Source organism: Mucilaginibacter angelicae (assembly GCF_042434235.1).
GTDB classification, from domain to species: Bacteria; Bacteroidota; Bacteroidia; order Sphingobacteriales; family Sphingobacteriaceae; genus Mucilaginibacter; species Mucilaginibacter angelicae.
Window position 1 is genome coordinate 73192 of the sequence record NZ_JBHLTS010000077.1, and the last position, 15669, is coordinate 88860.

Annotated in this window: 14 protein-coding genes; 11 read left to right on the plus strand and 3 right to left on the minus strand. The window is 42.7% G+C overall.

Going from position 1 to position 15669, the window contains the following annotated elements; all coding sequences use genetic code 11:
* The first annotated feature begins 1 nt into the window (after nt 1).
* Nucleotides 2–3130, plus strand: a complete 3129-nt coding sequence (locus ACFFGT_RS27605) for a PAS domain S-box protein (protein WP_377025740.1) — start codon at nt 2–4, stop codon at nt 3128–3130.
* A 111-nt stretch (nt 3131–3241) separates the two neighbouring features.
* Here the strand turns inward: ACFFGT_RS27605 and ACFFGT_RS27610 are convergent, their stop codons facing one another.
* Complete coding sequence (locus ACFFGT_RS27610) at nt 3242–3940, minus strand: ComF family protein (RefSeq protein ID WP_377025741.1); 699 nt, start codon at nt 3938–3940, stop codon at nt 3242–3244.
* Nucleotides 3941–3963: 23 nt separating this feature from the next.
* On the minus strand, nt 3964–5031 hold the full coding sequence (gene rlmN / locus ACFFGT_RS27615; RefSeq protein WP_377025742.1) for a dual-specificity RNA methyltransferase RlmN: 1068 nt from the start codon (nt 5029–5031) through the stop codon (nt 3964–3966).
* A gap of 157 nt (nt 5032–5188) precedes the next feature.
* Here rlmN and ACFFGT_RS27620 point away from each other — a divergent pair, with 157 nt between their 5' ends.
* On the plus strand, nt 5189–6358 hold the full coding sequence (locus ACFFGT_RS27620) for an amidohydrolase family protein (protein WP_377025743.1): 1170 nt from the start codon (nt 5189–5191) through the stop codon (nt 6356–6358).
* A gap of 153 nt (nt 6359–6511) precedes the next feature.
* Here ACFFGT_RS27620 and ACFFGT_RS27625 read toward each other — a convergent pair whose 3' ends face one another.
* On the minus strand, nt 6512–7033 hold the full coding sequence (locus ACFFGT_RS27625) for a YceI family protein (RefSeq protein WP_377025744.1): 522 nt from the start codon (nt 7031–7033) through the stop codon (nt 6512–6514).
* 137 nt (nt 7034–7170) lie between these two features.
* On the opposite strand from ACFFGT_RS27625, the gene ACFFGT_RS27630 reads away from it, so the two are divergent.
* From ACFFGT_RS27630 to gatA, 9 genes are all read left to right on the plus strand, one after another.
* Nucleotides 7171–7449: an acylphosphatase gene (locus tag ACFFGT_RS27630; protein WP_377025871.1), complete on the plus strand. Its 279-nt coding sequence runs from the start codon at nt 7171–7173 to the stop codon at nt 7447–7449.
* Nucleotides 7450–7481: 32 nt separating this feature from the next.
* Entirely contained in the window at nt 7482–9002 is a 1521-nt protein-coding gene (locus tag ACFFGT_RS27635) for an oligosaccharide flippase family protein (protein WP_377025745.1), read from the plus strand.
* Nucleotides 8999–9433 (plus strand): dUTP diphosphatase, encoded by a 435-nt coding sequence (dut, locus tag ACFFGT_RS27640; RefSeq protein ID WP_377025746.1) that lies wholly within the window; start codon nt 8999–9001, stop codon nt 9431–9433. The genes ACFFGT_RS27635 and dut overlap by 4 nt, the downstream gene beginning before the upstream one ends.
* Nucleotides 9434–9483: 50 nt before the next feature.
* Complete coding sequence (locus ACFFGT_RS27645; protein ID WP_377025747.1) at nt 9484–11283, plus strand: tetratricopeptide repeat protein; 1800 nt, start codon at nt 9484–9486, stop codon at nt 11281–11283.
* The gene (gene lolB1 / locus ACFFGT_RS27650) at nt 11261–12046 is read left to right on the plus strand and encodes a lipoprotein insertase outer membrane protein LolB1 (protein ID WP_377025748.1); all 786 of its coding nucleotides are present in this window, start codon (nt 11261–11263) and stop codon (nt 12044–12046) included. Before ACFFGT_RS27645 ends, lolB1 begins: the two co-directional genes overlap by 23 nt.
* Nucleotides 12047–12060: 14 nt before the next feature.
* Nucleotides 12061–13368 (plus strand): murein hydrolase activator EnvC family protein, encoded by a 1308-nt coding sequence (locus tag ACFFGT_RS27655; protein ID WP_377025749.1) that lies wholly within the window; start codon nt 12061–12063, stop codon nt 13366–13368.
* 59 nt (nt 13369–13427) lie between these two features.
* On the plus strand, nt 13428–13865 hold the full coding sequence (locus ACFFGT_RS27660) for a Sec-independent protein translocase subunit TatA/TatB (RefSeq protein ID WP_377025750.1): 438 nt from the start codon (nt 13428–13430) through the stop codon (nt 13863–13865).
* A gap of 33 nt (nt 13866–13898) precedes the next feature.
* A complete protein-coding gene (gene tatA, locus ACFFGT_RS27665) occupies nt 13899–14075 on the plus strand; it encodes a twin-arginine translocase TatA/TatE family subunit (protein WP_377025751.1) in 177 nt (58 codons plus the stop codon).
* 103 nt (nt 14076–14178) lie between these two features.
* Nucleotides 14179–15603 (plus strand): Asp-tRNA(Asn)/Glu-tRNA(Gln) amidotransferase subunit GatA, encoded by a 1425-nt coding sequence (gatA, locus tag ACFFGT_RS27670; RefSeq protein WP_377025752.1) that lies wholly within the window; start codon nt 14179–14181, stop codon nt 15601–15603.
* Nucleotides 15604–15669 lie beyond the last annotated feature (66 nt).

A 15669-nucleotide genomic window follows, 5' to 3' on the forward strand; every position in this document is an offset into this window, starting at 1 on the left:
AATGACACAAAGGCAGGAAGATCCATCAAGCATAGAAGATAAGCGTTTAGCTGCGCTTAAATCATACAATGTTTTGGATACCATGCCCGAAAAGGAGTACGACGCTATTACGCGTTTGGCCTCCTATATATGCCAGGTGCCTGTAGCGCTGATAACGCTGCTTGATGCCGACAGGCAATGGTTTAAATCAACATACGGCGTCGACGTGGGGGAAACACCCCGTGCCGACGCTTTTTGTAACCGGACTATCCTGTCCGACGCGCTTGTTGAAATAAACGATTCGAAGGAAGATGTGGAGTTTAAAGATAACGCCATAGCCAATGAAATGGGCGTGCGCTTTTATGCCGGCGCGCCATTGATCGATCCGGATGGCCACCGGCTTGGCTCGTTATGTGTGATTGATACAAAACCGCGCAAGCTCACGGCCGAACAGCGCGATGCGCTCCGCATACTGGCCGATGAAGTAATGTCGCACCTGTTGCTCCGAAAACAGAAACTGGAACTGGAGCAAAGCCTGAAGGTACACCAGGAATTTCATAACCTTTTTGACAGCTCGCCCGATATCCACTGTATCATGGACAGGGATTTCAATATTGAGCAAATTAACCGCTCTGCCAGGCCTGTTTTGGGCTACTCGGCAGCGGAAGTTATAGGCAAGCCTATCTGGAGCTTTTTCCCTGAAGAGGAGCGGGCTAAGTCGCTCTCCATCCTGAAAAAGGGATTAAGCAAACAACAACGTCATTTTGAAATTGAAGCACTTGTTATAACACCCGCAGGTATTGTTAAATGCATCAGCTGGTCGGTAACTTTTAAAAATGATAAATGGTTTGCCAGCGGGCGCGATATCAGTTATCAAAAAGAGGTAGCCGATGAACTGGCATTATTATCACTGGTTGCAAGCAAAGTTACCAGCGGTGTAGTGATCAGTAACGCTGCCGACGAAACCATATGGACCAATGAGGCTTTTGAGCAGATAACTGGTTATACCCAGGCCGATGTTGTGAACAGGCGCTTGCGGGATGTACTTAAGGGAGTGCCACTTGATGCGGAAGCAATAAAAAGGCTTGATGAAGCCATCCGTAACCAGGTATCGTACGAGGTTGACCTGCTGATTGACAAAAAAGATGGTGAACCGGTATGGATCTCGGTGTATAACTCTGTGATCCGCGACAGTACCGGGCAAACGGATAAATTTATCCGGGTTATTATTGATATAACCCAGCGCAAAAAGATAGAACAGGATTTGGAGATCCTTTCCTTTGCGGCCCGTAAATCACCAAGCGGTATCCTGATCCGCAGTAATGCAGGCGAGGTGATCTGGATGAACGAAGCCCTTGAAAACATCACCGGTTATACGCTTGATGAAATGCAGGGCAAAATTTTTGGCACCATGCTGCTTGGCGAAGATACTGACCTTAATGTGTTTAAAGAGGCAGTAAAGGCGGTAGAGGAAAAACGGGGATACGAGGTTGAAATAAAAATTTATAAAAAGGATAAAACGCCAATCTGGGTGTTTTTATCGAACAGCCCGTTGTTTAATGAAACAGGCAGTGTTGAACGGCAGATAGCCGTAATGGTTGATATTACGGAGCGTAAAAAAACCGAAGAGCAGTTAACTATGCTTTCGTTAGTGGCCAGCAGTACAGCCAGCGGTGTGGTAATTAACAACAGCGATGGTAAGGTTGAATGGGTGAATAAAGCCTTTGAGCAGATAACCGGCTATACTTTGCTCGATGTGGAAAATAACCACCTTGGCGATGTGCTTAAAGGGGAGCTTACAGATGTATCTATTATTCAAAAGGCGCGCGAGCTCTCCCGCAATAAGCAGTCATTTGAAGTCGATTTGCTGGTTTACCGTAAAGACAGGCAGCCCTTATGGATCTCGGTAATTAACTCGGTGATCATTAACAGTAAAGGCGGGGTTGATAAATACATTGAGGTTATCATTGATATAACTGCTAAAAAGAAAGCCGAAATTGAACTGATCACTGCCCGTGAGGAAGCAGTACAGCTGAACCGCGCCAAAGATATGTTCATATCGGTAATGAGCCATGAAATCCGTACACCGCTAAATGCCGTAATTGGTATGTCGCATTTGTTACTGGAGGATGATCCGCTTGAAGGGCAAAAGGAAAATCTCAATATCCTGAAGTTTTCGGCCGAAAACCTGATGACGCTTATCAACGATGTGCTTGATTTTGCCAAGATCGAAACCGGGAATGTGGAGCTTGAAAAGGAGCGGGTTGATTTAACCGAGCTTGTTCAAAGTATAACAAGTTCGATGCAGTACAAAGCCGGCGAAAAAAATATATATATTAGCAAAAGCATTGATGAGGCCATACCAAAAGTAATTTTGGGCGACCGCACCCGGCTGATCCAGATATTACTGAACCTGGTTGGTAACGCCATTAAGTTTACCGAAAAAGGTGGTGTTACTATCGATCTGAGAGTGATACAGGAAACCGAACAGGATGTGCGCATCAGGTTTGCTGTAATTGATACCGGTATAGGCATTGCCGCAAACAAATTGGGTGCCATATTTGAACAGTTTAAGCAGGCCGAAATAGATACTACACGCAAGTATGGCGGTACCGGCCTTGGCCTTGCCATCAGCAAGCGGTTAATTGAACTGCATGACTCGCGTATAAATGTAGACAGTGTACCGGGGCAGGGTTCAACATTTTGGTTTACCATAGGTTTTAAAAAGGGTGATTACCAATTAAACAGAAATAGCAAAAACGTGGAAGAAGGACTTAATATAAATGTTTTGGTAGTGGATGACAACCAGATAAACCGCCTGCTCATTAATAAAATATTAAAGAAATGGGGTGCCAATGCCGATTTTGCCGAAAACGGTATTGAGGCTATCGAAAAGGTTGAAGTTAACCGCAACTACAACGTGGTGCTGATGGATATCCACATGCCCGAGATGGGCGGTTTGGAGGCCACCAGCATCATCCGTTCCAAAACAGATGCCTATTTCCAGCAATTACCAATCATTGCCCTTACAGCCTCTATGCTCAGTAATCAAATGGGCGAAATCAACGACGCCGGTATGAATGATTACATCCTTAAACCTTTTGACCCAAGGGTGCTTTATGATAAGTTAAGCAGGTATCAGCAGCAGTAAGTTGAAAATTTCTCTTCACCCGTCATTGCGAGGTACGAAGCAATCGCAAACTGTACAGAGCGAACCTGCCGATCGGGGATTGCTTCGTGCCTCGCAATGACGGGGTGTATACTACACCGCATAAGCTATCGCAGCTATACTCAACTTCAATCCCGGTACTTTTAGCAATTCTGCACCGCAGGCCTCAAGGGTTGAGCCCGTGGTTACTATGTCATCAACCAATAAAACGTGCTTGCCTTCAAGTGCTGCATGATCATTAACAGCAAATACATTCTGCATATTTTCAAACCGGGCAAAGCGCGATCGTTGTGTTTGCGTTTTTGTAGCCACTGTACGCACAAGGCTATGCTCATCAACAACCGCTTTTAGTTTTTCGGCAAGGCCATGGGCAAAGCAGGCGCTTTGGTTATAGCCGCGTTGGCGCAGGCGGCGTTTATGCAGGGGAACAGGGATGATTATATCCGCTGTATTGAAAATATCATTTGAAGCCAGCTGTGCCCCCGCAATGTTGCCAAGCAGGTTGCCTATCTGCTGCATACCTTTGTACTTAAAGTGGTGCATCAAGTTCTGGATCTTACCGCCTTTATGGAAATAATAAAGCGCGTAGGCAGCTTCAACATTAATTTTACCCCAAAATTGCTGGGCCACAACATTAGCATGCTGCTGATGGAAGTTGGTAAAGGGTAAATTAAAACGGCAATCGCTGCAAAGTATATGCTCACCTGCCACTAAGCTTGCCTGGCAGGCCGGGCAAAGTTCCGGAAAAAGCAGGGCAGCAAAATCGGCAAGGTAGGCACGCAGTAATTTCATGCCCTCAATTTAAGGCGGATTTTTTAAACTTCGGCCAGTTTATCTTTTTCTTTGATGGCAAGCTGTCCGCAGGCGGCGTCAATATCCTTACCGCGGCTGCGGCGCAGGTGTGTGTTGATGCCTTGTTTGGTAAGGTAATCGGCAAATGCCTCAACTTTATCTACGCCCGCGTTGATGTAGCTGGCAAAGGCAATGGGGTTATATTCAATAATGTTAACCTTGCAGGGCAGGTGTTTGCAAAATTTGGCCAGTTCTACAGCATCCTGGATCCCATCGTTTACACCATCAAAAATAATGTACTCGTATGTTACCGGGTTTTTGGTTTTGGCATAGTAATATTTCAAAGCTTCGGCCAGTGCCTTTAACGAGTTTTGCTCATTGATAGGCATAATGGTGTTACGCTTTTCATCATTCGCTGCATGCAGGGAAAGGGCAAGGTTAAATTTTACCTGGTCATCGCCCAGTTTTTTGATCATTTTGGCAATGCCGGCTGTTGATACAGTAATACGCTTCGCAGCCATATTAAGCCCATCTTCGGAGGTGATGCGCTCAATTGATTTCATCATATTGGCATAGTTAAGCAAAGGCTCGCCCATACCCATGTAAACAATATTTGATAAAGGCTGATTGTAATTTTCGCGGGCCTGCTGATCAATTAAAACTACCTGGTCGTAAATTTCATCGGGATTGAGGTTCCTTTTGCGCTCCATATAACCGGTAGCACAAAATTTACAGGTAAGGCTGCAACCCACCTGCGATGATACACAGGCTGTCATACGGCCGGGGGTTGGGATTAAAACACCCTCAATTAAATGGTTATCGTGTAAAATAAAAGAATTTTTTATAGTTTTATCAGCACTAACCTGTGAAGAATTAATTTTTACATTATTAATTACAAAATTTGCATCCAGTTTAGCACGGAGTTCTTTTGAAATATTGCTCATCTCGTTGAAAGAAAAGCAAGATTTTTTCCAAAGCCATTCATATACCTGTTTTGCCCTGAAGCCTTTTTCATCCATGCGGATAAAATGCTCCTGTAAAGCATTCAGGCTCAGGCTGCGGATGTCAATTTTATCTTTTGTATTGTTCACAGTGCAAAAGTACTTAAATTTAAAAAAATCTATCTTTTTTTAAAGTCATTCTTTTTGGCACAATAAAAAACAATAACTAAAAGTTAATTGTACTTATTTTTGCAGGATAGTTTGTTTTGAAAAACGTTATGTGTTACGATACCAAGTTTAAATTTTAATGAAAAGTTTTAGAGCCGATTACGTTTTTCCTGTTTCTGCCGATCCGATTAAAAATGGAATAGTTACTGTTGATGATCAGGGTAAGATCATCGCCGTTACCGATAGCAATAAGCCTCCGGGCGGTCATGTGCAGCAGGTGAGCGGTGTTATTTGCCCCGGATTTGTTAATACCCACTGCCACACCGAACTTTCACATTTAAAAAATAAAGTTAAATCTCAGGGCGGCCTGGTCAATTTTATAAAGGATATCCAGTCGTTACGCAACACCGACCAGCAGGAGGTTCTTGATGGCATTGCCAAAGCCGACCAGGAAATGTATGATAACGGTATTGTAGCCATTGGCGATATCTCCAACACCAATAACAGTGTTGCGATGAAAAAACAAAGCAAGTTATACTACCATACCTTTGTTGAAACGTTTGGATTTTTGCCCGAAAAGGCTACTGAAGTTTTTGAAAAGGCGCTGGCCCTGCTTAATGAATTTAAACCCGGCTCATGTTCGGTAACGCCTCATGCTCCTTATTCGGTATCGAAGGAGTTATTTAAGCTCATCAAAAAACATAGTGATGCCACAGACGAAAACCTCATCAGTATTCACAACCAGGAATGTGAGGACGAGAATAAGTTTTACCGTTATAAACTTGGTGCGTTTTTAGAGTTGTACGAGCATTTTGGTATGGATATATCTTACTTTAAGCCACAGGCCCGTAACTCGGTTCAATCCATTATCCCCCTGCTTACCAATAAGCAAAAGGTTTTGCTGGTGCATAACACCTGTACTAACCTGAAAGATATTTACTTCATCAAACGGTTTGACAGGAAGATAAACTGGTGCTTTTGTCCTAACGCAAACCTTTACATTGAAGGCCGCTTACCTAAAATAGACCTTTTTGTTGATCAGGGATTTAATATTACCCTTGGTACCGATAGCCTTGCATCAAACAATAAATTATGTTTACTGAGCGAGATGCGCGCTATTCAGCAAAAATTCCCTTCCATAAGCTTACCCCGCCTTGTTGAATGGGGTACCCGCAACGGTGCCGAATACTTAGGCATCGATGATGAAAAAGGTACACTTGAAGCAGGCAAAACCCCTGGCCTTAACCTCATCAGCGGCCTCGACGGATTTAAGATCACCCCCGAAACTAAAGTGAAGAAATTGATATAAAACAGAAAAACCGACGGTGTGCCGGTTTTTCTTTTATAATTAAACTAATGTCATTGCGAGCGATAGCGTGGCAATCGCACGGAAGCATAGCCGCCCTGTATAGCATGCGATTGCTTCGTCGTTCCTCCTCGCAATGACATGAAGTTGTGTTATTTACCCCTTACTCACCGGTACTGTCAAATGAATAGTAACCTCGGGAGGGGTTCCACTCCTGTCGATGCCATATTTTGGTGGCAGTACTTTAAAGTCTCCTTTAAATACACCTTCACCACCCTTGTCCTCAAACGTAAAATGAATGGTTTCGGGATTGGTTTTGCCTTTCATGGTTAGCTTGCCATTGGCTGTATAGCCTGTTCCGCTTTTTGATACCGAGGTTGATTCAAATTTAATGGTTGGATAATCATCGGCGCCGAGGGCCGATTTTACGTGGCTGGTTTTAATAAAAAAGCCGGTTGCCGCAGTCGTAACATCAATGGTTGCCGAAATTTTAGCTTGTTCCGGGTGGTCTTTATCAAATGTTATATCGGCCTTTAAGCCGCCGAATGAACCGCTTACCCTATGCCCTTCAAAAGTTACCTGGGCCTCATCGCCTTTAACTTTCCAGTTGCCAAAAATCGCGAATGCCGAAAAGGCGGTAAAAGCAATGATCAGTGCAGAAAAAATGATTTTTTTCATAAAATAGATTTTTTAATGTTATATCGATCGTGTTAAAATTGTGATACTTTTATTGTAAGTACGCTTGTTAAGTTAAACAGGTTGCTTAGCAGGAAAAAAGTTAACTTTGCAGTATTCATACCCAATAAGCACTGATGATCAAACATCTTAATATTACAGTTAAAGGCAAAGTACAGGGCGTTTTTTATCGTAAAGCAACCAAAGCAGTTGCCGATCAGCTTGGCGTACGCGGTTTTGTATTGAATGAGCCTAACGGCGATGTTTATATCGAAGCTGAAGCCGATAACACCTTTCTGGATATGTTTCTTGACTGGTGTAATGAAGGCCCCCAGGATGCCGAAGTAAATGCCGTTGAAAGCCATGAAGGTGAATTGAAAAACTATCGTAATTTTGAAGTTGTTAAAAGGCGCCTGTAATTGATAAAGGCCCATTAAATCGAATATCCCCATTGTCTACTATAAAAAAATTTGCCGGGCAAACTGCTATATATGGTTTAAGTACTATCATCTCCCGGATGATTTACTTCGTTTTAACGCCAATTTATACCCGTACCCTGCCAGTAAATGCTAACGGAGTTTTTACATCTGTATATGGCAGTGCTTCTATTATTAATGCCATTTTAGCTTTTGGCATGGAAACTACCTATTTCAGGTACTTGCAAAAGCGCTCAGATAATAAACAGCAGGTTTATAATAATGCGTTTGGTGTTGTTATGGCAGTATCGGTAATATTCCTGGTATTTTGTTTGCTGTTTTTAGATCCTATTGTTAATTACATGCAGGCCGGTGTTGCTAAAGATCATGCAGATTATACTTTTTATGTAAAATGCTTCTTGGTGATTTTGGTGCTGGATGCTTTTTGCGTGATCCCTTTTGCACGGATTCGTGCTGAAGGACGTCCAGTTAAATACGCTGTCATTAAGTGCTCAAACATTGGCCTGGTAATGACGCTTAATTTGTTTTTTCTTTTTGGTGTTCCGTACATAATAAGTCATCATTTACCAGGGGGAGCATGGATGGCAGATTGGTATAGGCCAAATTGGGTAGGGTATGTGTTTTTGGCTAACGCAATTGCAAGCGGGCTTACCATATTGTTGTTATTGCCTGAAGTATTACAGCTAAAACTGAAGTTTGACAGCACTATGTTAAGCGAAATGTTTTCATATAGCTGGCCCGTATTGATAGCCAATATATCATTCATCATTAATGAATCGTTGGATAAGGTAATGTTGAAACAGATGTTGCCGCAAAGCATTGCCGATAGAGATGTAGGCATTTATGGTACTTGCGCCAAAATAGCATTATTCCTCAGCCTTTTTGTACAAGCCTTCAGATTGGGCGCGGAACCTTTTTTCTTCAGTCACTCCAAAAACAAAAACTCAGGCGAAACCTATGCGCGCATCATGACGTACTTTGTAATTATGGTTGCGGTTATTTGTGTGGCCCTTATCGCTAATGTTGATATTCTGGCTACTTTTATAGTAGGCAAGGAAATAAGGGAGATAAAGGGACATTTGGTTGACAATATTTATTGGTCGGGCCTGGGAGTTGTGCCTCCTTTGTTGTTTGGCTACTTAAGCCTCGGTATTTATATGAACCTTTCGGTGTGGTATAAATTGTCTGATCAAACCAGGTATGGTTTGTACATATCAGGTATAGGAGCGGTATTAACAATTGTGCTCAATATAATTTTTATCCCTAAGTACAGCTATATGGCTTCGGCATGGATCTCATTTGCTGCATATGCCACCATGATGACGCTCTCATACGCATGGGGACAAAAAAATTATCCTATTCCATACAACTTAAAAAAGAACCTGGCGTATATAATTGTCTCGGTATTGTTTGTTTTTCTGTCGTTTACGGTATTTAAGCGCAATATTTTTGTTGGTAACGGGCTTTTACTGTTATTTGCAGGCGGGGCGTATTACTTTGAACGCAAGGAGTTAAAAGCTATATTTAAACGATGATTATCCGCGTAATTAATAAATCAAAAAATACTTTACCTGCATACGAAACTGCCCATGCGGCAGGGATGGACCTGCGTGCCGATGTGGAAACAACAGTAGTATTAAAGCCAATGGAGCGTAAGCTGATCCCCACCGGTTTATATATCGAACTGCCCGTAGGCTTTGAAGCACAGATCCGCCCGAGAAGCGGTTTGGCGTTTAAGCATGGCATTGGCATTGTTAATTCGCCGGGTACTATCGATGCTGATTATCGCGGAGAGATTAAAGTATTGCTGATCAATTTTTCACAGGATGACTTTGAGATCAACACCGGCGACAGGATTGCCCAGATGGTAGTTGCCAAACACGAGCGTGTTAACTGGGAGCAGGTAGAAGTGCTGAACGAAACCCAAAGAGGCGAAGGCGGCTACGGACACACAGGTAAAGTTTAGAAGCAAGAGTGTAATAGAAGCAAGACCGTTAGAGTCAAGAGACAAGAAAAATGAAGATTGAGAAAAGCAATATTGGATTGAACGGTATGTGGAAGGAGCGTTTGTTTTTTACTTCGTTTCTTGTGTCTTTATTCTTGCCTCTTGCAATCCTGCCTCTTTCCTCCCATGCTCAGCATAAAAAAAACAGCGATAATAAAACCCCTGCATCGGCAGGTAAAGTGATGAGCTATCAGGATAGTGCTATGGTTAAGCAGCTTTTCTTTTCGGCCCTGCGTGAAAAAACGGTTGAAAACTATAAGCTTGCTACCGAAATGTTTGAGCGCATTTTACAGGCTGATCCTTCAAATGATGCTTCGCTGTATGAACTGGCAAATCTTAAACGGCAGCAAAATGATTTTGCAGGTTCCGAACCACTTTTGGAGCAGGCCGTAGCCATCAATAAAGATAATGAATGGTACTGGGCGGCACTGGCCGATAGCTACGAAAAAACCAATACCATTGATAAGCTCGAAAATGTTTTTAACCAGCTTATCAGGATTAATCCGGATAAATCAGCGTATTATTTTGACAAGGCCAATGCATTCAATATCCTGAAACGGTACGATGATGCCCTTAAGGTTTATGATGAGGTTGAAAAACTTGACGGGCCGAGCGATGATATTTTAGCCAATCGTCAAAAGATCTACTTAAAACAGGGTAAGATTGAACTTGCTGCTTCCGAACTGGAAAAACAGATAGCTGCCAATCCCGGGGAAGTACGTTATTACCTGGCCCTTGGTGAGATCTATAACTCGAACGGGTTCGGCGATAAGGCACTCAAAATATTGCAGCAGGCCGAAAAGCTTGATCCGCGAAATGGCATGGTGCATTTTGCGCTGGCCGACATCTATCGCGATAAAAAGAACAACGAGGCCAGCTTCAATGAGCTTACCCAGGGATTTGCTATCCCTGATATCGGCATCGACCAAAAACTAAATATTATATCAGGGTATTTTCCCAAGTTTCCCGACGCCAACGCCAAAGCCAGCGCACTCGAGTTGAGCCGGATCTTAACGGTTGCCCATCCTAATGATGCCCGGGCTTATGCCATTTATGGCGATATGCTGATCCAGAATAACAAATACAAAGAGGCAAAACCGGTGATCAAAAAATCGGCACAGCTTAACGACCAGGTATACAATGTTCAGGAACAACTGGTACGATTGGAATTGGGCGACAATGACCTTGACGCTGCTATTAGAGACGGCGAAAACGCACTGTCATTATTCCCCAACCAGGCCTGGATGAATTACCTTGTTGGTGTTGCCTGGGCGCAAAAAAAGGATAATAACAAAGCTGTTGGCTATGTTAAAAATGCTACTTCATTAGAACTTCAGGATAAGGAACTACTTTCGTTAAGTTTTTCATTATTGGGCGATTGCTATCATGAGCTGAAGAACATAAAAAGTTCTGACGAGAGTTATGATAAGGCACTGACCTACAATCCGGATAATGCATTCACTTTAAACAATTATGCTTATTATTTATCGTTAAGGAATGAGCAACTGGAAAAGGCGGCAACAATGTCGGCACATTCCAATGAGTTGCAGCCTAACACAGCATCGTTTGAAGATACTTATGCGTGGATCCTGTTTAAACAAAAAAAATACGCCCAGGCAAAAGAGTGGATGGAGAAGGCCCTGGGGCATGATAAAGAAAATAGTGCAGTTAAGTATGAACATTATGGCGATATATTGTTTTTCCTTGGGAATACCGAGGCTGCCGTAATGAACTGGAAAAAGGCAAAGGGCTTTGGTGAACAATCATCTGTTTTAGATCGTAAGATAAATGAAAAAAAATATAGCGAATAGTTTACTTATAGCTTGCTGCCTGCTGGTAATGGTAAGCTGTAAGGCGCGTAAACAGGTGTTGGTTACCCGTAAGGCCGATTCGACCGTAAAGCCGAATGATGTTGTTGGCAAGCTGGCGGCTATAAGGGCAAGCCAGGTAAATTTTACAACATTTGCGGGTAAGGCAAAAACCAAGCTCAGCATCAATAATAACAGTAATGATGTTACGCTGAACATCCGCATAGCAAAAGATAAAAGGATCTGGGTTTCCATTACTGCCGTATTAGGTATTGAAGCTGCCCGCGCGGTGATAACACCCGATAGCATTATGATCATTAACCGCCTGCAAAGTGTTTATATTAAAAAACCTTTCAGCTATATATATACTTACGCCAGCAAGGAGGTTAATTATAAAACGCTGGAGTCGTTACTGATTGGCAACGCCGTGCCCGAACTGGTTAACGAACAGGCCACTATTAATCATGCCGATGGTAACACAACCTTAAGCGGTACCTTGAACGACCTGGTTTACAGGTTGATACTTGGTCCGGATAATAAGGTTACGCAAACCAATTTAGATAACCAAAGCCAGGCACAATCGTTACAGGTTACTAATAATACCTTTATCCAGGCAACAAACCGGGTGCTGCCATCGCAAATAGATATCGCATCAATAGTAAAAGATAAAAAAATACAAGTTAATTTGCATTATACTAAGGCCGATTTTGAAGTAGAGCAAAACTATCCGTTCAGCATTCCTGATGGATACGAGCCTGGCAAATAATTAATATTTATTTAATGAAGTTTTTAAAAGCAGTTTTCTTTTTACTATTGGTACTGGCGGCGGTTAATGTGCATGCGCAAAGCAGCGATGAACTGAAACGCAGGCGCGATAAATTAAACAAGGAACTTGACCAACTTAACCAGGATTACCAGGAAACCCTGAACAATAAAAAGACTTCATTAAAACAGTTAAGTATCCTTAAAGCGCAAATAAACCTGCGGCAGGAAAAAATTGAGAATATCAACTCGGAAGTAAGAAATCTGGATAACCAAATCTCTGAGAGCAATAATAACGTACGTAGCTTACAATCACAGTTAGACCAGCTTAAAAAGGAATACGCAGCCATGATCCTGTTTGCATACCGCAATCAGAGCGCGTATAATAAAATGATGTTCCTTTTTGCATCGAAAGACTTTAACCAGGCCTACAAGCGTTTAAAATATTTACAACAGTTTGGTACCTACCGCGAACGGCAGGCTACTTACATACAGGGAACACAAAAAGAACTGCATGTTAAGATCAATGAGCTTGATAAAACAAAGGATCAAAAAAACGACCTTTTGAAAGATCAGCAAAAGGAAAAAGAAACGCTGGGTAACGAGCGTAATAATCAGGTGAAAGTAGTGAGCGATCTGTCGCAGCATGAAGGGATCCTGAAAAAGCAACAAAAGGACCTGCAGGCTAAGATAGCTAAAACAAACAGCGCTATTAAAGATGCGATCCGCAGGGAGATTGAAGAGGCCAGGCGAAGGGCTGAGGAAGAAGAGCGGCGCAGGGCCGAAGAGGCCGCAAGGCTGGCAGCTGCAAGGGCAAAGGCCGAAAATAAACCGGCTCCGGTTGCTCCTGCTGCACCTAAGCCGGTTGCACGTACAACCTCAAGTGCCCTAAATGCCACACCGGAAGCCGCCAAGCTGTCAAATGACTTTTTGGGTAACCGTGGCAGTTTACCATGGCCGGTTGCTAACGGCATCACAACCCAGGGTTTTGGTATATATACCACACCCGAAGGCATCAAGAGCGAAAGTAACGGATGGGATATCCGTACTAATTCGGGTGCTGCAGTAAGGGCCGTATTTGATGGCACGGTTGTAAAAGTAATGGATGTGAGCGGTACCTATTTAGTGGTTATAGTGCATGGCGAGTATTTTACTGCATACAGTAATTTGCGTTCAGTTAGCGTTGCCAGGGGCCAAAAAGTAAATACTAAACAATCCATTGGTGTGGTGGCAACAGATCCGTCGACAGGTGAAACGGAAGCACACTTTGAAATATATAAAGGGGCTACACCGGTTAACCCTAAGATCTGGCTGGCGCCTAACTAATTAGTTATGAATTGTAAGAGATTTTTATTCTATATATTTGTATCCTTAAACAGAATGCTATGTTAAGTTCAGTTTTGTTATTTTTAAATATTGGTACAGGCGAGATGGTACTGATACTTTTTGCAGCATTGATGCTATTTGGCGGTGAAAAGCTGCCCGGTTTGGCAAAAAGCCTGGGTAAAGGCATCCGCGAATTTAAAGACGCCTCCGAAGATGTTAAACGTGAGATCAACAACCAGATCAACAATTACGAAGAAAAAAAGCCGGAGCCTAAAAAAGAGGAAACCCCACTTTTAGATGAGAAAGCTTCAGAAGCCCCTGAAGTAGCAGCACATACTGTGCCCGTTGTTGAAAATAATGTTCCGAATACAATCCCGGTGAGCGATTACCACGTAAATACCCCAGTTGAAACGGAACACCACAGTCATATCAATTTAGATAAGACCATTACCGGTGGCCATGTGGGTACCGAAAAAGAAGAAGAATACAAATCATAATATAATATTAATCATACATAAAAACTTAAAATCATGGGTGGATTAGGCGCACCAGAAATTATTCTGATCATCATTGCGATACTTTTATTATTCGGCGGTAAAAAAATCCCTGAACTAATGAGAGGTTTAGGAAAAGGCGTTAAGGAATTTAAAGACGCGCAAAACGGCGAAAATACATCTTCATCATCATCTGAAGAAAAAAAAGCTTAATACCCTAACGGGGATTAGGTTTTAATGCCGCTTTTACTTAGTATATGAACTTATCTGTTGATTTATTTCTTATTTCAACGGATAAGTTTTTTATTTTAGCCCCATGGCTAATATTTATTCCTCTTTAACCGAAATAAAGAGTGGGTTGCAACGTGCAGAAATTACTGTTGAAAGTCTTGTAAAAGGCTATTTGCTTGAGATTGAAAAAAAAGCTCATTTAAACGCTTTTAATGAGGTGTTTGCCGATGAGGCATTGGTTGCTGCAAAAAACGTTGATAACAAAATAAAAAATGGCACTGCCGGTAAGTTAGCCGGTATGGTTATAGGTATTAAAGATAATATCTGCTACAAAGGGCACCAGGTTAGTGCCTCCTCAAAAATCTTAACCGGTTTCACCTCTATTTATTCATCAACTGTAGTTGAACGCCTGCTGGCCGAAGACGCGGTGATCATCGGCCGCTGTAACTGCGATGAGTTTGCTATGGGGGCTACCAACGAGTCATCGTACTTTGGCCCTGTAAAAAACCATGCTGATGAAACTAAAGTTGCGGGCGGATCGTCAGGTGGTTCGGCTGTGGCTGTACAGGCTGGAATGTGCCATGCAGCATTAGGTACCGATACCGGAGGTTCGGTAAGGCAGCCTGCTTCTTTTTGCGGCGTTGTGGGCTTAAAACCAACTTACGGAACAATTTCAAGGCATGGCATTATAGCCTACGCTTCATCGTTTGACCAGGTTGGGCCTATCACCAAATCGGTTGAAGATGCTGCTTTGCTGCTTGAAGTACTTGCCGGGCCGGATGAGTTTGACAGTACATTATCACAAACTCCGCCGCATGCGTCATATACCCATCTTCAAAAACCAGGCAAAAAGAAAATAGCCTACCTGCAGGAAGCCATATCAAGCCCGGGTGTTGATAACGAAGTAAAAGATAATCTTGTACAATATATTGATAAGCTGCGTGCAGATGGCCATACGGTTACCCCGATAGCTTTTGAACTGCTGGAATACCTTGTGCCAACCTACTATATCCTGGCCATGGCCGAAGCTTCATCAAACCTGGCTCGTTTTGATGGTGTACACTATGGCTACCGCAGTCCGTTGGCTACAGATCTGCAGTCGACTTATAAGCGTTCCCGTTCCGAAGGTTTTGGTAAAGAGGTGAAGCGCCGTATTATGCTGGGTACCTTTGTGCTGAGCGCCGGTTATTACGATGCCTATTATGCCAAAGCACAAAAAGTACGCAGGCTGATCCAGGAAAAAACCGACGAGATATTGGAAGAGTATGATTTTATACTGGTGCCAACGGCTCCTGAACCGGCCTTTAACATAGGTAAGGAAGAGAAAGATCCGGTGGTAATGTATCTTTCTGATATATTTACCGTACAAGCCTCACTAACCGGTGTACCGGCTATATCAATACCTACAGGCAATAACAGCAAGGGTTTGCCGTTAGGTTTACAGTTATTAACAAAGCATTTTGGCGAGCAGCAACTGTTAGATTTTGCCAAATATTTTCTCGATCTGTAATAAAAATGATATTTTAGTAAAATGCTGATGCTTTGGGCATTATAAATTAATCAAATCCCTGAATAA

Excerpts from the sequence above, each read along its gene's own strand:
- gatA (WP_377025752.1), top strand. The coding sequence starts at position 14,179 with ATGGCTAATATTTATTCCTCTTTAACCGAAATAAAGAGTGGGTTGCAA.
- ACFFGT_RS27605 (WP_377025740.1), top strand. The coding sequence starts at position 2 with ATGACACAAAGGCAGGAAGATCCATCAAGCATAGAAGATAAGCGTTTA.
- ACFFGT_RS27610 (WP_377025741.1), bottom strand. The coding sequence starts at position 3,940 with ATGAAATTACTGCGTGCCTACCTTGCCGATTTTGCTGCCCTGCTTTTT.
- ACFFGT_RS27620 (WP_377025743.1), top strand. The coding sequence starts at position 5,189 with ATGAAAAGTTTTAGAGCCGATTACGTTTTTCCTGTTTCTGCCGATCCG.
- ACFFGT_RS27655 (WP_377025749.1), top strand. The coding sequence starts at position 12,061 with ATGAAGTTTTTAAAAGCAGTTTTCTTTTTACTATTGGTACTGGCGGCG.
- ACFFGT_RS27660 (WP_377025750.1), top strand. The coding sequence starts at position 13,428 with ATGTTAAGTTCAGTTTTGTTATTTTTAAATATTGGTACAGGCGAGATG.
- ACFFGT_RS27645 (WP_377025747.1), top strand. The coding sequence starts at position 9,484 with ATGAAGATTGAGAAAAGCAATATTGGATTGAACGGTATGTGGAAGGAG.
- tatA (WP_377025751.1), top strand. The coding sequence starts at position 13,899 with ATGGGTGGATTAGGCGCACCAGAAATTATTCTGATCATCATTGCGATA.
- ACFFGT_RS27625 (WP_377025744.1), bottom strand. The coding sequence starts at position 7,033 with ATGAAAAAAATCATTTTTTCTGCACTGATCATTGCTTTTACCGCCTTT.
- dut (WP_377025746.1), top strand. The coding sequence starts at position 8,999 with ATGATTATCCGCGTAATTAATAAATCAAAAAATACTTTACCTGCATAC.
- lolB1 (WP_377025748.1), top strand. The coding sequence starts at position 11,261 with ATGAAAAAAAATATAGCGAATAGTTTACTTATAGCTTGCTGCCTGCTG.